22 protein-coding genes are annotated in these 20,614 nt (G+C 38.5%); 18 read left to right on the plus strand and 4 right to left on the minus strand.

The window, feature by feature from the left end; translation table 11 throughout:
- Nucleotides 1–65: 65 nt before the first annotated feature.
- The 4 genes from JG738_RS02030 to JG738_RS02045 are packed head-to-tail and all read left to right on the plus strand — an operon-like array spanning nt 66 to nt 3,365.
- Complete coding sequence (locus JG738_RS02030) at nt 66–671, plus strand: paraquat-inducible protein A (RefSeq protein ID WP_201338075.1); 606 nt, start codon at nt 66–68, stop codon at nt 669–671.
- Nucleotides 668–1,246, plus strand: a complete 579-nt coding sequence (locus tag JG738_RS02035) for a paraquat-inducible protein A (RefSeq protein WP_201338076.1) — start codon at nt 668–670, stop codon at nt 1,244–1,246. The genes JG738_RS02030 and JG738_RS02035 overlap by 4 nt, the downstream gene beginning before the upstream one ends.
- Nucleotides 1,233–2,846 (plus strand): intermembrane transport protein PqiB, encoded by a 1,614-nt coding sequence (locus JG738_RS02040; RefSeq protein ID WP_201338077.1) that lies wholly within the window; start codon nt 1,233–1,235, stop codon nt 2,844–2,846. Before JG738_RS02035 ends, JG738_RS02040 begins: the two co-directional genes overlap by 14 nt.
- Nucleotides 2,847–3,365 (plus strand): ABC-type transport auxiliary lipoprotein family protein, encoded by a 519-nt coding sequence (locus tag JG738_RS02045; protein WP_201338078.1) that lies wholly within the window; start codon nt 2,847–2,849, stop codon nt 3,363–3,365.
- Here JG738_RS02045 and JG738_RS02050 read toward each other — a convergent pair.
- Together JG738_RS02050 and JG738_RS02055 are read right to left on the minus strand one after the other, a co-directional pair.
- Complete coding sequence (locus JG738_RS02050; RefSeq protein WP_201338079.1) at nt 3,362–4,303, minus strand: aminodeoxychorismate synthase component I; 942 nt, start codon at nt 4,301–4,303, stop codon at nt 3,362–3,364. The two genes, JG738_RS02045 and JG738_RS02050, sit on opposite strands and share 4 nt — an antisense overlap.
- Entirely contained in the window at nt 4,296–5,171 is an 876-nt protein-coding gene (locus tag JG738_RS02055; RefSeq protein WP_084275302.1) for an aspartate carbamoyltransferase catalytic subunit, read from the minus strand. The genes JG738_RS02050 and JG738_RS02055 overlap by 8 nt, the downstream gene beginning before the upstream one ends.
- 60 nt (nt 5,172–5,231) lie before the next feature.
- Between JG738_RS02055 and JG738_RS02060 the strand changes: the two genes are divergently transcribed.
- A complete protein-coding gene (locus JG738_RS02060; RefSeq protein ID WP_201338080.1) occupies nt 5,232–5,723 on the plus strand; it encodes a glycine zipper 2TM domain-containing protein in 492 nt (163 codons plus the stop codon).
- Here JG738_RS02060 and bioD read toward each other — a convergent pair.
- A complete protein-coding gene (bioD, locus tag JG738_RS02065; protein ID WP_201338081.1) occupies nt 5,685–6,323 on the minus strand; it encodes a dethiobiotin synthase in 639 nt (212 codons plus the stop codon). The genes JG738_RS02060 and bioD overlap by 39 nt on opposite strands.
- Nucleotides 6,324–6,401: 78 nt before the next feature.
- On the opposite strand from bioD, the gene clpS reads away from it, so the two are divergent.
- From clpS to dxs, 13 genes are read left to right on the plus strand one after another with little or no spacing between them, the layout of a single operon-like run.
- On the plus strand, nt 6,402–6,698 hold the full coding sequence (gene clpS / locus JG738_RS02070; protein ID WP_084275305.1) for an ATP-dependent Clp protease adapter ClpS: 297 nt from the start codon (nt 6,402–6,404) through the stop codon (nt 6,696–6,698).
- Entirely contained in the window at nt 6,698–8,887 is a 2,190-nt protein-coding gene (gene clpA, locus JG738_RS02075; RefSeq protein ID WP_201338082.1) for an ATP-dependent Clp protease ATP-binding subunit ClpA, read from the plus strand. Before clpS ends, clpA begins: the two co-directional genes overlap by 1 nt.
- Nucleotides 8,884–9,582 carry a leucyl/phenylalanyl-tRNA--protein transferase gene (gene aat, locus JG738_RS02080; protein WP_201338083.1) on the plus strand — a complete coding sequence of 233 codons (699 nt, stop codon included), beginning with the start codon at nt 8,884–8,886 and terminating at the stop codon, nt 9,580–9,582. Before clpA ends, aat begins: the two co-directional genes overlap by 4 nt.
- Nucleotides 9,569–10,552, plus strand: coding sequence for a transaldolase (locus JG738_RS02085; RefSeq protein ID WP_201338084.1), 984 nt, complete (start codon nt 9,569–9,571; stop codon nt 10,550–10,552). The genes aat and JG738_RS02085 overlap by 14 nt, the downstream gene beginning before the upstream one ends.
- Complete coding sequence (locus tag JG738_RS02090) at nt 10,546–11,700, plus strand: type IV pilus twitching motility protein PilT (protein WP_236583184.1); 1,155 nt, start codon at nt 10,546–10,548, stop codon at nt 11,698–11,700. Before JG738_RS02085 ends, JG738_RS02090 begins: the two co-directional genes overlap by 7 nt.
- Nucleotides 11,701–11,757: 57 nt before the next feature.
- Nucleotides 11,758–12,294, plus strand: a complete 537-nt coding sequence (locus JG738_RS02095) for a 50S ribosomal protein L25/general stress protein Ctc (RefSeq protein ID WP_201338085.1) — start codon at nt 11,758–11,760, stop codon at nt 12,292–12,294.
- Entirely contained in the window at nt 12,294–12,860 is a 567-nt protein-coding gene (gene pth, locus JG738_RS02100; protein ID WP_201338086.1) for an aminoacyl-tRNA hydrolase, read from the plus strand. Before JG738_RS02095 ends, pth begins: the two co-directional genes overlap by 1 nt.
- A 44-nt stretch (nt 12,861–12,904) precedes the next feature.
- Nucleotides 12,905–13,936 (plus strand): LptF/LptG family permease, encoded by a 1,032-nt coding sequence (locus tag JG738_RS02105; protein WP_201338087.1) that lies wholly within the window; start codon nt 12,905–12,907, stop codon nt 13,934–13,936.
- A 36-nt stretch (nt 13,937–13,972) separates the two neighbouring features.
- A complete protein-coding gene (gene lysA / locus JG738_RS02110; RefSeq protein WP_201338088.1) occupies nt 13,973–15,175 on the plus strand; it encodes a diaminopimelate decarboxylase in 1,203 nt (400 codons plus the stop codon).
- Nucleotides 15,172–15,942, plus strand: a complete 771-nt coding sequence (locus JG738_RS02115; RefSeq protein ID WP_201338089.1) for an HAD-IIA family hydrolase — start codon at nt 15,172–15,174, stop codon at nt 15,940–15,942. Before lysA ends, JG738_RS02115 begins: the two co-directional genes overlap by 4 nt.
- Nucleotides 15,935–17,005, plus strand: a complete 1,071-nt coding sequence (gene pheA / locus JG738_RS02120; protein WP_201338090.1) for a prephenate dehydratase — start codon at nt 15,935–15,937, stop codon at nt 17,003–17,005. The genes JG738_RS02115 and pheA overlap by 8 nt, the downstream gene beginning before the upstream one ends.
- On the plus strand, nt 17,002–18,108 hold the full coding sequence (gene hisC, locus JG738_RS02125) for a histidinol-phosphate transaminase (protein WP_201338091.1): 1,107 nt from the start codon (nt 17,002–17,004) through the stop codon (nt 18,106–18,108). Before pheA ends, hisC begins: the two co-directional genes overlap by 4 nt.
- Entirely contained in the window at nt 18,092–19,912 is a 1,821-nt protein-coding gene (gene dxs / locus JG738_RS02130; protein WP_236583185.1) for a 1-deoxy-D-xylulose-5-phosphate synthase, read from the plus strand. Before hisC ends, dxs begins: the two co-directional genes overlap by 17 nt.
- A 15-nt stretch (nt 19,913–19,927) precedes the next feature.
- Here the strand turns inward: dxs and JG738_RS02135 are convergent, their stop codons facing one another.
- Nucleotides 19,928–20,527, minus strand: a complete 600-nt coding sequence (locus JG738_RS02135) for a peroxiredoxin (protein WP_012081769.1) — start codon at nt 20,525–20,527, stop codon at nt 19,928–19,930.
- Between the last annotated feature and the right edge of the window lie 87 nt (nt 20,528–20,614).

Raw genomic sequence — 20,614 nt, forward strand, 5'->3', positions numbered from 1 at the left:
GCTATTTTTATTAATTATACTTGCACGAATCTTTCCTCAAGCTTAAGTTATGCTAAAATTGTAAAATGAATAACTTAAAAGATCTCACTATCTGTCCTCGATGTCAAACGCTCCATAAGAAGCTGCCATTAAGCAAAAAAGAAGAGGCACACTGTGCAAACTGCAATGCAAGACTTTATAAAAATTATACAGATCTTCCCCAAAGAGCTTTAGCATTGAGCTTAGCTGCACTTATTTTTTTTGCTATAGCCACTACTTTTCCTATTATCCAGATCGATTTTGCAGGGAGTTTTTCTTCTGTTAATCTTTTAGATGCAATTTGGCAACTGCTCCATGAAGGATACATTTTTATGGCACTTTTTGCTTTTTTAGTGCTTTTTCTCTTTCCTTTGCTGCTTATGGGAACTCTATTTATATTTTCATTATTATTAGTGATGAAAAAAAGAGTTTTTGCTAAATGGGTTTTGCAGTTTATGACGCTATTGAGCCGTTGGAGTATGCTTGATATCTTCTTTGTCTCTATTCTCGTTGCTATGGTAAAAATCTATGAGTATGCACATATCCATTTTGGACTGGCTTTTTGGGCAATGGCGCTTTTTGTACTGCTTGAGATTTATCTCACACGCTATATTACAATAGAGCAGTACTGGGATAAGTGGGAAGAGGTATGAAATATATTCGTTGCCCTTTTTGTGGTGCTGTGAATGAAGATGTGCCAAAATGTAGAAGGTGTGATCAAACTATTTTTTTACAGCGCAAAGCTTCACTCCATAAAGCTTTAGCACTGCTCATTGCAGCAATTGCATTTTACATTCCAGCCAATATCTATCCAATTTTGCAGACAAGTAAGTTTTCCAATACCTATGGGAGCACTATTATTGAAGGTGTGATACAGATGTTTCAAGCAGGAGACTATCCTGTAGCGCTCATTATTCTTATAGCATCAGTCATTATTCCTCTTACAAAATTTGTTGTGCTTTTGTATATTATCTATGCACTTTGGAAGGTTGATTGCAAAAGTGTACGCCAAAAGATTTTTCTCTATCATCTCATTGAAATTACAGGGCCTTGGTCATTGATAGATGTGTTTGTGGTTATTATTTTGGTTGCTTTGATACATTTTAAGAATATAGCTATAATACCAGGAGTTGGAGCTACATCTTTTGCGATAATGGTGGTGTTAACGATACTCAGTGCCTCATCAATTGATGAGAGGCTTATTGGAGAGGAATGTGAAAAAAGATGAAATTGTTGAAGTAAAAATTAAAAAAAGTGAAATCAATTTTGTTGTATGGATCATTCCTGTCATAGCTCTCCTTATTGGTGGGTGGATGATCTATCGCTACTATGCTAAGCTTGGTCCTGAGGTCGTAATATATTTTAAAAATAGTGGGGGGTTGGAACCAAAGCAGTCTTTTGTGAAGTTTCGCGATGTAAAAGTGGGAGTAGTTGAGAGGATAGAGATTCTCAAACAAAAAGAGGGAGTGGCAGTATATGCCCGTATGAATAAAGATGTTACTCCTTTTTTAAATGAGAAGGCGCGATTTTGGATAGTAAAACCAGAGATTGCTATTGGAAAAGTACGGGGACTGGATGCTTTAGTGAGTGGCTCTTACATCCAGATGGCGAGTGAGGTTGGAGGAAAAAAGAAGGTGGAATTTCAAGGTTTGGATGAAGCTCCTTTAGATATTGTCTTGCAAGAAGGACGTAACTTTTGGCTCAAATCCTCATCTTCATATACATTGACTCCTGGACTTCCTGTCTATTTTAAAGATCTTGAAGTAGGAAGTATTAAAAAAGTAGAGCTTGATAAGAGTGGAGAGTTTGTCAATATCTATATTTTTGTTAAAAAGCCGTATGATAGCTTTATCAACTCCTCTACAAAATTTTGGAATATCAGAGGTGTCGATATCAATCTTGCTGCTAATGGTATTAATCTTAATATTGGTACTCTATCACAACTGCTCATTGGAGGGGTGGAGTTTTTTACTCCTGTTGCCAAGCTGCGTGAAAAGATAGATTTGCACCATCCTTTATGGCTCTATCCAAGTAAAGAGAGCGCACTCCATAAGAAGTTAGGAGTCTCTCAAACTGATTATCGCAATTTTCTTCTACGTTTTAACAAAGGGATAGGTTATTTGCAAAAAGGTGCTCCTGTAAAATTTAGGGGCTTTGAAATAGGGAGCGTCAAAGATATAAAAGCCTCTGTGAAGGGAGGAGAGATAGATTCAGAAGTCATAGCCTCTATCGATGTAGCAGCATTTAAGAAGACTTCCAAAGAGGGCATTGAACCTTTTGAAGAGGCTGTCAAAAATGGTCTTAAAGCAAGACTGGAACAATCAAACATTTTAACAAAAACGCTCTTTGTTAATCTCGTATTCGATAAAAAGCCAGGTGCTTTGCATCAGATAGACACAAATCTCTATCTCTTACCAACTCTGCCTGTAGAGCAAAATAGTCTCATAGTGCAGATTCAATCTCTACTTACAAAACTTGAAAAACTCCCAATAGAGCGTAGTATAAATGCATTTTCAAATCTTTTAGAAAAAAATAGTGAGCCTCTTCGTCAGACTCTTCTCTCTTTGCATAGGAGTTCTGACGCAGTGACAAAACTGTTAGATGCAAATGAAACCAAAGCGTTGCCAAAAGAGCTTCACATACTTCTTAAAGATTTACAACATACACTTAAATCGTATGAAACCCTAGCAAAAAGCTACTCCAATAACTCCTTATTTAAAAAGCAGCTTACAAAAACTCTTGAAGATATTGATAGAGCTAGTAAGGCGCTGCGAAAAGTACTGCTGAAATTAGATAAAAAGCCAAATGCTTTGATTTTTGGAGATTAGATGCGTTTTGTATGGCTTATTGCACTTTTAATGATGGGATGTGCGCAAAAAGTCTACCATCAGCCATATATTGAAACAACTGCACATTACCATACTAAAATTTTTATTGGCGTAGCAGATGTGGAACTGCCAGATTATCTGCTTATTGATAAAATTCTAGTGCAGGAAGAGAGTGAGAGATTTATTGATTTTGCCTTAGCTGGCGAGCCAGATGAACTTTTGACAAAGAGACTCATTGCATATTTGCGCAGTTACTTAGGGAATGAAAATGTATTGCACTACCCTTGGGAAGGGGATAAGGTACCACGTTGTATTGTCAAACTACATGTAGATGCGATTTATATACATGCAGATCAGCTCGTCATTGAGGGATACTATTTCGATAAAAAATTTGTAGTAAAAAAAGATCTTCAAGAAAATATCCAGCAGACTTTTGATAGCGCATTGCAAAACCTCTATGCGATGGTAGCAAAAGATGTTGCAAAGCGATGTCTACATAAAAAAATAGATGCAAATTAGAGTGGTAAATAGATTTTGTCAAGTAGCTCTTTATATTCAGCTTCTACATCGCTATCAATGGTAATACCTCCACCACTTTTATAAAGAAGTCCTTTTGGGCTCTTTTCAATAAAACGTATCATAACTGCGCTATCGAGACTCTTCCCATCAAAATAGCCAAAAACTCCTGTATAAAATCCTCTTGCATATTGCTCTGCTTTTTCAATGATATGGCATGTAGAGATTTTAGGAGTACCTGTGATACTTCCAGCTGGAAGGATAGCATCAAAGATCTCTCCTAAGTGTTTTTGCCAGTGGGGCTCAAGTTTTCCTTCAATTTCGCTCGATACTTGTAAAAGCTCTTTGTCTCCTGCACGGATTTTATCTACATAGCGAAAGCGTTTTACACGCACCTCTTTGGCAATCCTATTAAGATCGTTGCGTAAAAGATCTACTACCATTGTATGCTCTGCCATCTCTTTTATATTTGATAGAATTTTTTGCTTGGCATTTGGCAAATTTGCATCAATTGTGCCTTTCATTGGATAGGTGCTTATGCAATTATCCTCGATTTTCACAAAGCGTTCAGGGGAGAAGCAGATGAAGCTATCTTGGAAGTAGAGTTTGAATTTAGCCTTTGTGGCATAGAAAATCTCTAGTAGTGTGCTATCAGTAGCGATTTTAGTAGGGAAGGTGAGGTTGAGGAGGTAGGTGTTTCCCTTTTTTATCTCCTCTTGCACATAGGTAAATGCTTTGTGATACTTTGCAAAAGAGATGGGCTCTTTTTTTAAGATTTTAGGATAGCGCTTAGGGGGAAGTGTGTAGTTGCAAAAGCTGGGGACTTTAAAATAGATATTTTGCAACTCTGCTAGGGGCTTGGCAAAAACATTTTCCTTTTTATAGTCAATAACAAACAAAAAAGGGATATTTTTGCTCGCATAATAGGAGAGTCTATCCATGTATCAGTTTTACCAAAATCGCCATCCTCACTACTACTCCATTTCTTACCTGCTCAAGTACTTTGCATCGAGGATCTGCAAGAACTTCGTCGCTTATATCAATATTTCTGTGAACTGGTCCTGGATGGAGGATAAGAATATCGCGATCGCCAATGAGATCTTTTGTGATACAAAAATCGCTCCCATAATCACGCAGTGAAGCATAGATTGGATACTTATGTCGCTCTGTTTGTGTACGCAGGCTCATAATAGCATCTACTTCATCTATGACCTCTTGGAGACTACTTGAAGTGCGAAGAGATGTAGGAGGTAAAAAGTGTGGAGGCGCAACCAATATCACCTCCATACCAAAACGAGTAAGCAGCTCTATATTGGAGTTGGCTACACGGGAGTTTTTAATATCTCCCACAATTGCTATCTTTTTCCCTTGCACATTGCCTAGATGTTGTTTGAGTGTGAAAAGATCGAGAAGGGCTTGTGTGGGATGGGCGTGTGCCCCATCTCCTCCATTGATGAGTGAGCAGCTTACATGGCGAGCAAGGAGAGCGGGAGCTCCTGCATGCTTATGGCGTACTACTATAGCATTTGGCCCCATAGCATCAAGATTTGCTGCAGTATCAAAGAGAGTTTCTCCCTTTTTTGTGCTGCTACGAGTCACATCAAGATTGACAACTTGTGCTCCAAGATTTTTAGCAGCTACTTCAAAACTGCTTCTTGTACGGGTAGAGTTTTCAAAAAATATGGTTATAATGAGTTTATCTTGCAAGAGTTTTTCATAAGGGGGTTGTAAAAATTGTGTAGCAAGATTGAAAATATCTTCAATCTCTTCTTTCTTGAGATCTTTGGTAGTAATTAGATGTTTGCTCATTTCACAATCGCCTCACATTTATTTGATATATTATACAAAAAGTTATCTAAAGGAGCGAGCATGAAAAAAATAGCGCTACTACTAAGCATGGCTCTTGTAGGAGCTTTGTATGCTGAAGTGATAACCTTTACAAAAAGAGTACCAGTATATAAAAGCGTAGAGGTAAGCCGTCATGTGACACGCAGAGTTCCTTATGAGGAGTGTTGGGAAGAGGAAGTTCCCGTATATGAAAATAGTGATGATGAGACTGTAGGAGCGATTATTGGTGGAGCTGCTGGGGGTGTCCTTGGCCATCAAATAGGTGGGGGAAGTGGAAAAACAGCAGCCACTGTAGGAGGAGCTATTATAGGTACATTAATTGGTAAAAATCTTGCAAATAAAGGTTCGCATCGCGACTATAGAATAGTAAGAAGGTGTCGTACTCGCTATAAAGAGACCGGTGAGCGCATTATAGAGTATAAAAACTATGCTAAGGTGATGGGACATCAAATTGTACGCTATAGCGATAAACCGCTACACCATATACGAGTGCGTGTAACGGTGGAGTATTGATTGCAGATCAAGAGGTACTTCATCGAAGTAGTCTTTATAAAAAGGATATGTTACTTCATAAAAACTCTCTTTGTCTTCAAAGAGATTTATAAACCATTGATGAGGTATGGCTCTTTTGCGCAGTGCCTCTAGACTTAAAAGTGTCTGATTGATGCAGCCAAGCTTAGAGGGTGTGACAAGTAAAGCGGGGATATGTAACTTTTGAATGAGGTCAATCATAAAAAAATTTTTTTCAATAGGTACCATCAATCCCCCTGCACCCTCAATGAAAAGAATATCACAATGTGCATAGATTTTTTCTATTTTCTCTTCAATGAGATCTAAATCTATGCGCTCTCCTTTTTTAGCTACATAGGGGGCTGCAGGTAGTTTAAATCTGTATGGCACAATATCATCTATGGTTAAATTCTTTAAGTTTGGATTTATTTCTTGACTTTTTCTTAAAAGTTTGCTACCATCTTCAGGACTGCGCGTAACCCCCGTTTCTATAGGTTTGAAAGCTGCGGCTCTAAAACCGAACTCTTTTGATAATTGTAAGAGTTTGAGAAGAGTATAGGTTTTGCCTACACCTGTATCGGTAGCGGTGATAAAAATTTTCATCCAGCTCCTTTTGATGCTTTTGCTTTTAAGAAAATTATACTAAAATAAAAGTAGTCGAGAAATAGAAGAAAAGAGGGGATGGTGGCCACAAAGGTTGAATCGCAAGAGAGTACGGCTCTGCAAGAGCCAAAACTGTATAAAGTATTCTTATTAAATGATGATTATACAACTATGGATTTTGTTGTGGATGTACTTTGTGAAGTTTTTCATAAAAGCTATGAAGAAGCAGTCAATATTATGCTAAAAATACATAAAGAGGGCAAAGGCCTGTGCGGTGTCTATACATACGAAATAGCCGAGACAAAGGTAGATCAAGTGCACCGCCTGGCACGCGCCCATGAGTTTCCGCTTAAAGCGGTTATGGAGGAAGAATAATGATAAGTAATCAACTCAATACAATTTTTAAAGAAGCAGTGCGATTTGCTAAGAGGCATCGACATGAATATCTTACTGTTGAGCATGTTTTTTTAGCACTCCTCAATAGTCGCGAAGGTGAAGCGATTCTCAAAGAGGCTGGTGCAGATGTTATTACACTCAAGAAAAAACTCATCCAGCATCTTGAAAATACGCTGAAACCTTTACCAGAAAATGTGGTACGTGAGCCTTTTGAGACTGTAGCACTTTCGCGTGTCATAGAAAATATGATACGCCATATTCAGAGTGCTGAGAAAAAAGAGGCTACTGTAGGAGATCTCTTAGCAGCTCTTTTTGATGAAGAGCATAGCTATAGTGTCTATCTTCTCAAAGAGCAGGGTATTAGTAAACTCGATATTTTAGAGATCATCTCTCATCATCCAGAGATTTCTGAACCGAAAAAAGAGACTAAAAAAGATGAAGATTCATATTTAGCGAAGTTTACGCTTGATCTCATAGAAGAGGCCAAAGAGGGTAAAATCGATCCTGTCATTGGGCGTGAAAAAGAGATTGAGCGCGTTATGCAGATCCTTTGCCGTCGCAAGAAAAATAATCCTTTGCTTGTAGGTGAGCCAGGAGTTGGTAAAACCGCTATTGCCGAGGGGCTTGCTCTAAAGATTGCAGAGGATAGCGTGCCAGATATTCTCCAAGGCTCAAAACTCTATTCGCTTGATATGGGAGCACTGCTTGCAGGGACAAAATATCGAGGAGATTTTGAAAAAAGGCTCAAAGGAGTGGTAGAGGAGCTTAAAGCTATTCCTAAAGCTATTCTTTTTATTGATGAGATCCATACTATTGTAGGAGCTGGTGCGACACAAGGTGGTAGCATGGATGCATCGAATATGCTTAAACCTGCCCTTGCAAGTGGTGCAATTCGATGTATCGGTGCTACAACCTATAGTGAGTTTCGCAACTTTTTAGAAAAAGATAGAGCATTGAGCCGCCGTTTTGCCAAAGTGGATGTGAAAGAACCAGATCTTGAAACAACCTTTAAGATCCTCAAAGGGCTTAAAGATAAATATGAAAAACATCATAAAGTCAAATACCATATCAATGCTTTGCGCAGCGCAGTGGAGCTGAGCGATAAATATATTAATGATAGGCAGCTTCCGGATAAAGCTATCGATTTAATTGATGAGGTAGGTGCAAGTTTTCATCTCCGCAAAAAAAGAAGAAGCGTTGTGACAGTCAACGATATTGAAGATACGATAGCCAAAATGATGGGACTGCCGCCACAAAGAGTTACAAGCGATGATCTAGAGATTTTGAAAAATCTTGAAGAGAGGCTCAAAGCGCGTGTTCTTGGACAAGAAGAGGCGGTTGATTCAGTGGCAATGGCAATTAAGAGAAGTCGTGCTGGGCTCAATCCTCCAAATAAACCAATAGGATCTTTTCTTTTTGTAGGACCTACAGGGGTAGGAAAAACAGAGCTTGCAAAAGAGCTTGCCCGCACACTTGGAGTGCATTTTGAGCGATTTGATATGAGTGAATATATGGAAAAACATGCTGTATCACGCCTTATTGGTGCACCTCCAGGCTATGTAGGATATGAAGAGGGAGGTCTCTTAACTGAAGCGATTCGTAAGCATCCTTATACAGTGTTGCTACTTGATGAGATAGAAAAAGCACATCCAGATCTCATCAATATTTTGCTGCAGGTTATGGATAATGCGACTTTGACAGATAATAATGGAAACATTGCTGATTTTAAACATGTAATACTTATTATGACATCAAATGTAGGTGCTACTGAAGCAAATATTATGGGATTTAAAAAAGAGTCGGTGAGTAAATTTGATGAAGCGTTGAAACAGTACTTTACACCAGAGTTTCGTAACCGCCTCGATGCAATTATTCGCTTTAAACCACTTAGTATTGAAATTGTGGAAGGAATTGTAGATAAGTTTATAGATGAACTCAATATGCAGCTTGATAACAAAGGTATTTTGCTTACACTCACAAAGAGTGCGCGTCAGTATCTCGCTAAAAAAGGATATAGTGAGGAGCTCGGTGCAAGGCCTCTTGCAAGAGTAATAGCACAAGAGATAAAAACGCCACTTACAAATGAGATTCTCTTTGGAAAACTCAGACATGGTGGTAAGGTAAAAGTTGATGCGAAAAAAGAGCAGATAGTTTTTGATATTCGATGAGTGGCATCTTTATTCCAAGACTAAGTCTTTATAGTTATAATTTTCCAGATCCTCGTTATGCAAGCCGCGAAGGGATTGTCGCCTATGGCGGCGATCTCAACCCCAATAGATTGCTTAACGCATATAAACGGGGAATCTTTCCATGGTATAACGAAGGAGATCCTATTCTTTGGTGGTCACCAGATCCAAGACTCCTTCTCTATCCAACTGATATAAAAATCTCCCGATCGTTGCGCAAAAGTCTAAAAAAATTCACTGTCAAAATCGATACTGATTTCAAAGCAGTAATTGAGAGTTGCAAAGAACTGCGCCAAGAGAAGGGTACTTGGATTTTACCGGAAGTAGTTGAGGCCTTTTGTGAGTTGCACGAGATGGGTTTTGCTCACTCTATAGAAGTGTACCAAGAACAAACACTTGTAGGTGGGCTCTATGGACTAAGTATGGGTGCTGCTTTTTTTGGTGAGAGCATGTTTAGTAAAGTGAGCGATGCAAGTAAAGTGGCTCTTGTGCATCTTTGCAAATTAGCTGAGGAGTTTAAATTTGATTTCATCGATTGTCAGGTGCCTAGCGATCATCTCAAACGCCTTGGTGCTGTTGAAATCGCTAGAGATCAGTTTTTAGATGAATTAGAAAGAGCAATGCAAAAGAGTAGTAAAGTTGGAAAATGGACAAGGGAGGAGCATGTACTTACCTGAAATAGAGTTCTCATTGTGGGCAGATTTTATTGAAAGATCTTTTTTGGAGCAAGAGTTTCCAAAACTCCTTCATGAAGAGATTGTTAATGGTGCTACGAGTAATCCTGCAATTTTCAAAGAGGCAATTTTAAAATCTCCTGCATATAAAGAGCAACTATCTGAGCTTACTGGGCTTTCACCAAAAGAGAAGTATGAGGCCCTAGCTATAGCAGATATCCAAAAGGCTGCTGATATTTTAAAGCCTCTGTATGAAAAGGGTGATGATGGTTTTGTAAGTATAGAGGTAGATCCTAGACTTGCAAATGATGCGAAAGGAACTGTTGAAGAGGCGTTGCGACTACTGCAAAGAATTGATCGCAAAAATGTAATGATAAAAGTGCCTGTAACACCAGCTGGATGTGCGGCTATTGAAGAGCTTGTTGGAGAGGGTGTCAATGTGAATGCTACGCTCATCTTTTCACCCAATCAAGCTGATGAGTGCCTTGATGCTATGGAAGCAGGTTTTAAAAAGAACCAATCAAGCCATACGGTGCTTAGCATCTTTGTGAGCCGCTTTGATCGCAAACTCGATCCTCTCATGCAGGCTAAAGGATTGCCTACTGGCAAAGTTGGCATTATGAATGCAGCAAAGATTTACAATATGATAAAAAAACGCAACCTCCCAAATACAAAAGCTCTTTTTGCAAGTACAGGCGTTAAAGGAGGAGAGTATCCTCCACACTACTATATCAGTGAGCTTGTAGCTCCAAAAGCTGTAAATACTGCTCCAATCCATACAATTGAAGCTTTTGTACGTGATGGAGATAAGAGTGTTAAACTTCCACTTCCACAAGATGAGATTGATAAATTTTTTGCACTTTTAAAAGCTAATGAGATTGATATGAAGAAAGTCTATCATGAACTGCTCCAAGAGGGGTTGCAGGCTTTTGTTGATGCCTTTGAAGAGATTTTAAAAGAGTTGCAATGTTAGGTTTTGATCCGGTAACGCATGATTATCGGATGATTGCAAAATTGAAACAATATTTGCAAACACTTATTCAGTATGGCGGGAGCGATTTGCATATTAAAGCAAATGCTCCTGTGTATGCACGCATAGAGGGTGATATTATACCTATGACTAAAGAATCAATGAGTGCAGAAGATGTTAAGCTTTTGGCAAAAGAGCTTTTGCGCACTCGCTATGAAGAGTTGATTAAAAATAAAGATGTAGATCTCATATTTAGTTTGAATGAAGAGTATCGCTTTAGAGCGAATATATTTTTTCAAATAGATGGGGTTTCTGCAGTCTTTCGTGTTATTCCTACACAGATCAAATCGATTGATGAGCTTGGACTTCCAGAATCTGTGAAGAAAATAACGGAACTCAAACGAGGTTTAGTACTTGTTACAGGTATTACAGGAAGCGGGAAATCGACCACTATGGCAGCGATTCTTGATGCCATTAACAATATAAGAGCAGAACATATTGTAACTATTGAAGACCCTGTAGAGTTTGTGCATAAAAATAAAAACTGTATTATTAATCAAAGAAGTCTTGGCCAAGATACCCCTTCATATGCACGAGCACTACGTGCAGCACTTAGGGAAGATCCTGATATTATTGTAGTTGGTGAAATGCGAGACCTTGAGACAATAGAGATGGCACTCCACGCTGCAGAGACAGGACATCTTGTGCTCTCTACTCTCCATACACTCGATGCGAAAGATACTATTAATAGAATTGTGAGTGTATTTCCTGTTGAAGAGCAAAACCGTATTCGTCTCATCCTCTCTTCAGTTTTAGAAGCTATTCTTTCGCAAAGACTTGTCAAAACAGTAGATGGGAAAAGAACAGCAGCTTTAGAGATTTTATTTAAAACAGAGCGCATAGCCTCTATGATTGCAGAAGAGCAAGACATGGATATTCGTGATGCTATAGAAGAGGGAAAAATATACGGTATGCAGTCATTTAATCAAGCCCTTGCAAATCTCTATGCAAGAGGTATTATAAGTAAAGAAGAGGCTCTCCTTCACGCTTCATCAAAATCGAATCTCAATCTTATAATAGATCATATTGATAAGTCTCAAGATGAGTTCGTTGGTAGAGATAGTGATATAATAGATCTCAAAATTAAGTAAATAAAAAACTTTTTTCGCTATAATTAGCTCCCATTAAATTTTAAGTAAGGAAGTGCAATGTTAGAAGGCATTATTAGAGAGAGTACCGGGAAAAAAGCTACTAAAGCTTTACGACGGGATGGTTATCTAATTGCCAATATATATGGAAAAGATTTTCCAAATATTCATGCGGCATTTAAAAAAGGTGATTTCATCCGTACTGTTCGCCATAAAGAGACTTTGGCTTTTCCAGTAAAAGTTGGTGATAAAGAGTTGCACGTAGTTGTGCAAGACTATCAAAAAGATCCAGTAACATACGATCTTTTACATGTTGACTTGATGGTTGCACAACCTGGCGTTGTGACATACTATATGGTACCTATCAAAACCGTAGGAACTCCAATAGGACTCAAAAACAAAGGTGTTTTGGTTACTTCAAAAAGACGTATCAAAGTAAAAGGTGCTATAGAAAACATTCCTGATAGCATTACTCTTGATGTCAGTAATCTTGATGTAGGTGATGCAATTTTGATTCGCGATATTGAGCTTCCTGAAGGTGTAACACATATGACACCAGATAGAGTTGCTGTAGTTGGAGTTGTTAAAGCCAAGTAATGCACCTCATCGTAGGTCTGGGTAATCCTGGAAGTGAGTATGCACGCACCAGGCATAATGTAGGTTTTATGGTGGTGGATGAGCTTATCCACCGCCTTGAACCAGTGAAAATTAATAAAGCCTCTTTCAAAGGCGAACTTTTCCGCCATAAAGATATTTTTCTCCTCAAACCTCTTACATTTATGAATCGCAGTGGTGAAAGTGTAGCTGCAGTGAAAAATTTTTACAAAATAGCATTAGATAATATCATAGTGATTCATGATGATCTTGATTTAGGACTTGGAGCTTTACGTTTTAAAAAGGGTGGCAGTAGCGGTGGCCATAATGGCTTGAAGTCTCTTGATAGCTCTATCGGACAGGATTATCTTCGCATCCGATTTGGAATTGGAAGACCCTCTTCTAAAGAGGAAGTTATAAAATATGTATTGAGTAATTTTACTTCAAAAGAGTTAGAGTGCATACGTCCATCTTTGCAAAAAGCTGCCGATGCTGCATTGGCATTAACAAAAGAGGATTTAGACTCTGTTCGCAGCCGCTATAGCCAAAAACCTCTCAAGTGCGACTAAACTTTTTTTGCTACAATCTCAATAAACGGTAACAAAGAGGTTTGATGGCCAAGAGATATCTTGTTTTTTTATATAGTAAATACTTTTTTTTGATCCTCTTTTCTTTGACACTCTTCTTTGTAGGACTCGACTTTTTACAAGTATTTAAAAAACTTCCAAATTCTGCCAATTTACAAGTGCTCTATCTTACCTATAAGGCTATGAATGGCATCGATATTCTCTTTCCCATTTCATTAGTATTTGCAATGATAAGCCTCAAGATTTCACTGATTCGCTCCAATGAGCTTGTTGCTTTCTATGCTCTTGGCATTGGCAAAAAAGCAATAATTTTCCCTCTATTTATTACAGCAGTTGCATTGACTATGGTTTATCTTATTTTACATCTTACATCCTTTACCTATGCAGATGAATATGCTAATAACATCAAAAAATATAACTCTGTTATGAATACAACGAAAAACCTCTTTTTTAAATACAATAACTCCTATGTCTATTTTAAAAGACTTCTACCTTTAGATCGCAGCGCAGAAGGTGTACGAGTTTTTGAAGTAAACGGTACAAATATCAAAAAAATTGTATTAGCAGATCATGCAGATTTCAAACAAAACTATTGGCATATCACAAAGGCATCGGTGATAGAGAGGCTAAAAGAGAGGATTAGCATTAAAGAGACCTCCCTCGATACCCTTGTGGGGTATAAACCAAAAATACTTGATTCTGTGTATGAGGGTAAGACCAATATATCGCTGTTGGATGCAATCTATGCTTTAAAGCTTTTTCAAAGTCAAAAAATTGATATTAGTAAACTCAAAGCTGTAATACTTTTTCATCTTTTTTATCCTTTCTTTGCTCCATTACTCATGATAGTGATATTCTACTTTGTTCCGGTGAGTGCTCGCATTGCCAATCTCAATCTCTTTAGTTTTGGTGCAATTTTATCGACACTTGTGGTATGGGGAGTGTTATATAGTTTTGTTAAACTAGCCTTTGCAGGATCTTTACAGCCAGAAATCGCTATAGTAGCACCAATACTTATACTCGCTCTTATTGCTTTCTATTTTTATAAGAAATTCTAAAAAATTTTGCTAATATTGGGGCAAAAAAGGATCTGGATGGATTATAAGGCGCTTGCCCAAAAGTATGGTACACCTCTGTATGTATACGATTTTGATGAGGTTTCCCGCAACTATAACAAGATAAAAACTGCTTTCAAAGCAAGAAAATCGATTATTGCATACGCGGTTAAGGCAAACTCCAATTTAAGTCTTTTAAAGCATTTAGCAAATCTTGGCAGTGGTGCTGATTGTGTAAGCATTGGTGAAATTAAAAGAGCACTTCTTGCTGGTATACCAAACTATAAGATCATCTTTAGTGGTGTTGGAAAACGTGATGATGAGATAGCCGAGGCTCTAGAAAAAGATATACTTTTTATAAATATAGAAAGTGAAGCAGAGCTGTTTAGAGTAGAAGAGATTGCTGCAAAACTTGGTAAACAGGCACGCATTAGTGTGAGGGTAAATCCTAATATTGATCCGCTCACTCACCCTTATATCTCTACAGGTTTGAGTGAAAATAAATTCGGTGTTGCAATAGATACTGCTAAAAAACTCTATCTCAAAGCTAAAAACTCTCCCTATCTCAATCCTGTAGGTATCCATTTTCATATTGGAAGCCAATTGACTGAACTAGCACCTATTAAAGAAGCTAGTGCGATTGTAGCTGATCTTACAAGAGCGCTGCAAAAAATAGATATTGATATAAAGTTTTTTGATGTTGGTGGAGGTCTTGGGATACGCTACAAAGATGAAAAGACCATTGAGCCTTATGACTATGCGCAAGCAATACTTGCTACTTTAAGTGGCACAGATATGACGATTATTTGTGAGCCTGGGAGATTTATAGTAGGAAATGCGGGAGTCTTTTTGACAAGTGTGCTCTATGAGAAAGAGACTGGCTCTAAGCGCTTTATTATTGTAGATGGTGGAATGAATGATCTTTTACGTCCTAGTCTTTATAACGCTTACCATGAGGTAGAAGTTGTAGGAAAGAGTGAAAATGCGAGTTTGGCTGATGTTGTGGGGCCAGTGTGTGAAAGTGGAGATTTTTTTGCAAAAGATCGCTTACTCCCAAAAACTGAGCATGGAGATATTGTAGTAGTTAAGAGTGCGGGAGCCTATGGATTTGTTATGAGCAGCAACTACAACACGCGCCCTCGTCCAGCTGAAGTGGCTATTGAAGGGGAAGAGGATAGACTCATACGTGAGCGAGAGAGTTTTGAGTACTTAATAGAGAAAGAAGTAAGGTTTATGGTGTGAAGCTCTTTATCGATGTACAGGGCACGTTGATTGATGATGAAAAGAAACTCCCTATCAAGGGAGCGATAGACTTTATTGATTTGCTCAATAAAAAGGAGATTCCTTATATTATTATTACTAACAATACAAAAAGAGGTGATTTTCTAGAGTATCTTCGCTCCCTTGGCTTTGCAATTAAAAAAGATGCATATATAGATCCTTTGATGGTGCTCCAAGAGGTTTTGCAAGCAAAAAAAGTTGCTGCCTATGGAGTAGAGGGATTTTTGGATGTATTGAAGGCAAAAGGATATATTTTAGAATATGAAGCACCAGAAGCTGTAGTTTTGAGTGTCAAAGATAATTATACATTTGATGAGTTTGCGCAAATAGATGAGTTTTTGCTGCGCGGTGCAGCACTGTATGGAATGCATCAAACATCGATCTATGCAAAAGGAAATAAGCGCTACCCAGGTGTAGGAGCACTTTTAGAAATGTTTCACTTTGCCACGGGAGCCAAGTATAGTGTAGTTGGAAAACCGAGCAAACTCTTTTTTCAAAAAGCGCTCCAAAGAATTGGTGCAAAAGATTTTTCAGAGATTACAATTATTAGTGATGATGTACAAGGAGATCTCCTAGGAGCCCACCAGCTTGGAATGCGTACTGTTTTTGTATTGAGTGGGAAATTTAAAAATGCTGAGGAGATTTTGCCAAAACTCGATTTCAAGCCAGATTTTATTTGCAAAGATATTGGCGAGGCAGCACTATGTTTAGGAGTGGATCATGGATGAGAAATTACAAAAACTGCGCGAAGAGATCGATAGCATAGATGATGCGATTTTAGAGCTTTTAAATAAACGTATGGAAGTAGTCAAGAAAGTAGGAGAGCTAAAAAACAGAACAAACGCTCCTATATATCGGCCAGAGAGGGAGATTGCTATCCTCAATAGACTCAAAGAAAAAAACAGAGGTCCTCTCAATGATAAAGCAATTGAAGCGATCTTTTTGGAGATATTTGCTGTTTCACGCAATTTGGAGCGCCCTGAGCGTGTAGCCTATCTGGGACCTGAGGGAAGTTTTACCCACCAGGCTGCAGAGTCTCGCTTTGGTGCTATGAGTGAATATTTGCCGACCCACTCTATTGCTGCAGTCTTTAAATCTGTCGAAGCGCAGAGGGCTAAATATGGAGTAGTGCCGATAGAAAACTCTATCGATGGTGTTGTAGGAGAGACGCTCGATCTCCTTGGCAAAAGTGATTTAAAAATCGTAGCAGAAGTCTATATGCCCATTCATCACTCTTTTGCTTCACTCGAAGAGGATCTCAAAAAAATTAAAAAGATCTACTCCAAAGATATTGCCTTTGGCCAATGTAGAAACTTTTTGCAAGAGCACTTTTTAGAAGATGTAGAGCAGATTCCTGTGGAATCTACTGCAAAAGCTGCCATGCTTGCAGCAAAAGAGCCAGGGAGTGCAGCAATATGCTCCAATATTGCTGCAAAGCTTTATAATTTACCTATTCTTTTTGAAAATATTGAAGATGTGCATACAAATATGACACGCTTTATTGTGCTCAGTAATTTTAAAAATCAAAGAAGTGGGTTTGACAAGACTTCAATTTTGGCAAAACTCCATGATAAGCCTGGAGCACTGGTGAGATTTTTGGAAGATTTTGATGCAGCAAAAATCAATCTGACAAAAATCGAGTCACGTCCTGCTGAAGATAAAGATTTTAACTACTGGTTCTATATTGATTTTGATGGCCATGTTGATGATGAGAATGTGCAAGAGGTCTTTGCAAAACACAAAAAAGAGATTAAATGGCTGGGCAGCTATGCAAAAGGAGAGCCCAAATGAGATTTAATGAAAATTTACAAAGACTCAAAACCTATGAAGCGGGGAAACCAATAGAGCTCGTAGTACGAGAGTATGGAATAGATGAAAAGGATATTATTAAGCTGGCATCAAATGAAAATCCCTACGGAACCAGTCCAAAAGTAGTTAAAAAGGTGCAAGAGAATGCGCATAAAATGTATCTCTATCCTGATGATAGTATGTTTGAGCTCAAAGCCACTTTGGCTAAGCGATTTGGTGCGAGCGAAGAGGAGATTATCATTGGAGCTGGTAGCGATCAGGTATTAGAGTTTTGCGCAAGGGCGGTACTCAATGAACATACGAGTGTACTTATGAGTAAAATTACTTTTGCAATGTATGAGATATATGCATTGCAGCAAGGATCAAAGATTATTCGTAGCTCCTGCTACCGCCATGATTTGGATGAGTTTTACGATTTATACCAAAAACATAATCCATCAATCGTGCATATATGCACTCCCAACAATCCTACAGGAGATGCAATTGATAGAGAGTATCTTTACTCCTTTTTAGAAAAGGTAAAAGATCCTTTAGTAGTTGTAGATGGGGCATATATGGAGTATGCCGCCTATAAAGATCCTAAAAAGCTTATATCCCCACGTGAGCTAATAGCAAAGTATCCCAATGCTATCTATCTTGGTACATTTTCCAAAGCCTATGGACTTGGAGGTATGCGTGTAGGATATGGGATTGCGCAAAAAGAGATTATCCAGCAGCTTTATAAACTGCGCCCACCTTTTAATATTACTACGCTCTCCCTCCTAGCAGCGACCGAGGCACTTAAAGATGAGGAATTTGTGCAAAGGGCAATTGAGAAAAACTTTTCTCAAATGGATCGTTTTATCCATTTTGCGATGCAAAATGAACTTGAATTTATTGATAGCTATACAAACTTTATTACATATCTCTTACCCCAAAGTATCAATGCTAAAGATTTAGCCAATGCCTTGTTGCGTCGCGGTATTATTGTAAGAGATCTCAGTAGCTATGGTATGAATGCACTGCGCATCACCATAGGGACACCAGAGCAAAACAGTATCTTTTTTGAAAAATGTAAAGAGGTATTTGATGAATATAAAAGATAAAAGCATCGAAGAACTCGAAGAGGTAGCATCTTCCATTCGCAAGCGTATCTTAGAGGTAGTAAGCAAAAATGGGGGGCATCTGAGCTCCACATTGGGTGCAGTGGAGCTTATTATTGCGATGCACTATGTTTTTGATGTAAATAAAGATCCCTTCATTTTTGATGTGAGCCATCAAGCTTATGCTCATAAACTTCTTACTGATAGATGGGAGAGGTTTGATACACTCCGCCAGTTTGGAGGAATTAGTGGATATACAAAACCAAGCGAGAGCCCTTATGATTACTATGTAGCAGGGCACAGCTCCACATCTATCTCTTTGGCTGTAGGTGCAGCAAAAGCGATTGCGCTCAAAGGAGAAGATCGAATTCCTGTAGTGCTCATTGGTGATGGAGCAATGAGTGCAGGAATGGTTTACGAAGCGCTTAACGAGTTAGGAGATCGTAAATATCCAGTAGTTATTATTCTCAATGATAATGAGATGAGTATTGCCAAGCCTATAGGTGCTATCAGTAAATATCTAAGTCGCAAGATGGCAAGCCCTTTTTATCAGCATATGAAGAAACGTACAGAGCAGCTCTTACAGCATCTGCCAGAGTCAGCAACATATATTGCAAAGCGGTTTGAAGAGTCGTTAAAACTTATAACTCCAGGAATTTTGTTTGAAGAGTTGGGGCTTGATTATATAGGTCCAATCGATGGACACGATCTTAAACTTCTTATAGAAACTCTCACCATTGCCAAAGAGATGCAAAAACCGGTTATTATTCATGCCCAAACAGTAAAGGGAAAAGGGTATAAAATTGCAGAAGGGTACTTTGAGCATTGGCATGGTGTAGGGCCTTTTGATCTTGAAACTGGAGAGTCTCTTAAAAGGAGCATCAAGCCAAGCGCCACTTCGATCTTTAGTAAAAAACTTTTAGAACTGGCACGCCAAGATGAAAAAATCGTAGGTGTGACTGCTGCAATGCCAAGCGGAACAGGGCTGAAACCTTTGCTTGAAGAGTTTCCAGATCGCTTTTGGGATGTAGGGATTGCAGAGCAGCATGCAGTCACATCTATGGGTCCTTTAGCAAAAGAGGGTTTTAAGCCCTTTGTAGCTATCTACTCAACCTTTTTACAGCGAGGATATGATCAAGTAATTCACGATATTGCCTTGATGGATCTGCCTGTAGCTTTTGCAATCGATAGAGCCGGAATAGTTGGAGAAGATGGAGAGACGCATCAAGGAGCTTTTGATATAAGCTACTTACGACCTATACCAAATCTCCATCTCTTTGCTCCACGGGATGCTAAGACACTTGAATATGCTATAGAATTTGCCAGGGATTTTCAAAGACCCTGCGCTTTTCGCTATCCACGAGGTAGTTTTATTCTTGATTGTGATACCTTTGAGGCTACATCTTTTGTTCTTGGCAAAGGTGAACTTTTGATTGAAAAAGAGAGTGATATTCTCTTGGTAGGGTATGGCAATGGTGTAGGAAGAGCCTATGAGACATTAAAACTGCTCGATTTTGATGCATCTTTGCTCGATTTACGCTTTGTCAAGCCTTTAGATGAAGAGCTTTTAATGAATTTGGCACAGCGCTATAAAAAATGGTTTGTTTTTAGTGATGGTGCAAAACTTGGTGGAGTAGCTAGTGCAATTTTAGAACTTTTTGCGCAAAAAAATATAGAAGATGTAGTAGTAGTCTCATTTGAGTTTGAGGATAAGTTTATTCCTCATGGAAAAGTAGGTGATGTTGAAGAGGCTTTGGGACTTACGCCAAAACATTTGGCGCAAAAGATTAAGCAGAAAACGGGCTAAAAAGCCCGTGAAGTGTTAGAGTTCGTCTGCGTGTTTTGCAAGATACTCTGCAACACCTTCAGGAGTTGGTTTCATCGCTTCTTTACCTTTTTCCCACTCTGCTGGACATACTTCGCCATGCTCGTTTGCAAACTCCATAGCATCTACCATGCGAATCATCTCATCGATGTTTCTTCCAAGTGGAAGGTCATTGATAACGCAGTGGCGGATAGTACCATCTTTATCGATTAAGAAGCTTCCTCTTAGAGCAACTCCTGCTTCTTCAAGCAATACATCATAATCTTTTGCGATCTGCTTTGTAAGATCTGCAACAAGTGGATAGCGGATATTACCAATACCACCTTTTTCAACAGGAGTATTTTTCCATGCAAGGTGTGTATAGTGGCTATCTACTGAGCATCCAATTACATTGATGCCTCTTTTTTTGAATTCATCGAGTCTGTGATCGAAAGCAATAATTTCACTCGGACATACGAATGTAAAATCGAGTGGATAGAAAAAGAGTACCGCTCCCTTTTCACCAATATTTTCATAGAGGTTAAAGTTTTCATTGATAGTGTTATCAGGCATAACTGCTGGTGCAGTAAAATCTGGTGCTTTTTTTGTTACAAGCATCTTTTCTCCTTTTGGATAATTTTTTTCTTTTGAAAAACATTGTAATGATAGCAACTTTTAGCTAAATATTTATTAAAAAAAAAGTGT

The sequence above is a fragment of the Nitratiruptor sp. YY08-26 genome, assembly GCF_016593215.1.
GTDB lineage: Bacteria > Campylobacterota > Campylobacteria > Campylobacterales > Nitratiruptoraceae > Nitratiruptor > Nitratiruptor tergarcus.

Excerpts from the sequence above, each read along its gene's own strand:
- JG738_RS02050 (WP_201338079.1), bottom strand. The coding sequence starts at position 4,303 with ATGGATAGACTCTCCTATTATGCGAGCAAAAATATCCCTTTTTTGTTT.
- JG738_RS02105 (WP_201338087.1), top strand. The coding sequence starts at position 12,905 with ATGGCCAAGAGATATCTTGTTTTTTTATATAGTAAATACTTTTTTTTG.
- JG738_RS02030 (WP_201338075.1), top strand. The coding sequence starts at position 66 with ATGAATAACTTAAAAGATCTCACTATCTGTCCTCGATGTCAAACGCTC.
- pth (WP_201338086.1), top strand. The coding sequence starts at position 12,294 with ATGCACCTCATCGTAGGTCTGGGTAATCCTGGAAGTGAGTATGCACGC.
- pheA (WP_201338090.1), top strand. The coding sequence starts at position 15,935 with ATGGATGAGAAATTACAAAAACTGCGCGAAGAGATCGATAGCATAGAT.
- bioD (WP_201338081.1), bottom strand. The coding sequence starts at position 6,323 with ATGAAAATTTTTATCACCGCTACCGATACAGGTGTAGGCAAAACCTAT.
- JG738_RS02085 (WP_201338084.1), top strand. The coding sequence starts at position 9,569 with ATGTACTTACCTGAAATAGAGTTCTCATTGTGGGCAGATTTTATTGAA.
- JG738_RS02045 (WP_201338078.1), top strand. The coding sequence starts at position 2,847 with ATGCGTTTTGTATGGCTTATTGCACTTTTAATGATGGGATGTGCGCAA.
- JG738_RS02060 (WP_201338080.1), top strand. The coding sequence starts at position 5,232 with ATGAAAAAAATAGCGCTACTACTAAGCATGGCTCTTGTAGGAGCTTTG.
- lysA (WP_201338088.1), top strand. The coding sequence starts at position 13,973 with ATGGATTATAAGGCGCTTGCCCAAAAGTATGGTACACCTCTGTATGTA.
- dxs (WP_236583185.1), top strand. The coding sequence starts at position 18,092 with ATGAATATAAAAGATAAAAGCATCGAAGAACTCGAAGAGGTAGCATCT.
- JG738_RS02135 (WP_012081769.1), bottom strand. The coding sequence starts at position 20,527 with ATGCTTGTAACAAAAAAAGCACCAGATTTTACTGCACCAGCAGTTATG.
- clpA (WP_201338082.1), top strand. The coding sequence starts at position 6,698 with ATGATAAGTAATCAACTCAATACAATTTTTAAAGAAGCAGTGCGATTT.
- JG738_RS02095 (WP_201338085.1), top strand. The coding sequence starts at position 11,758 with ATGTTAGAAGGCATTATTAGAGAGAGTACCGGGAAAAAAGCTACTAAA.
- hisC (WP_201338091.1), top strand. The coding sequence starts at position 17,002 with ATGAGATTTAATGAAAATTTACAAAGACTCAAAACCTATGAAGCGGGG.
- JG738_RS02035 (WP_201338076.1), top strand. The coding sequence starts at position 668 with ATGAAATATATTCGTTGCCCTTTTTGTGGTGCTGTGAATGAAGATGTG.
- JG738_RS02090 (WP_236583184.1), top strand. The coding sequence starts at position 10,546 with ATGTTAGGTTTTGATCCGGTAACGCATGATTATCGGATGATTGCAAAA.
- aat (WP_201338083.1), top strand. The coding sequence starts at position 8,884 with ATGAGTGGCATCTTTATTCCAAGACTAAGTCTTTATAGTTATAATTTT.
- clpS (WP_084275305.1), top strand. The coding sequence starts at position 6,402 with ATGGTGGCCACAAAGGTTGAATCGCAAGAGAGTACGGCTCTGCAAGAG.
- JG738_RS02055 (WP_084275302.1), bottom strand. The coding sequence starts at position 5,171 with ATGAGCAAACATCTAATTACTACCAAAGATCTCAAGAAAGAAGAGATT.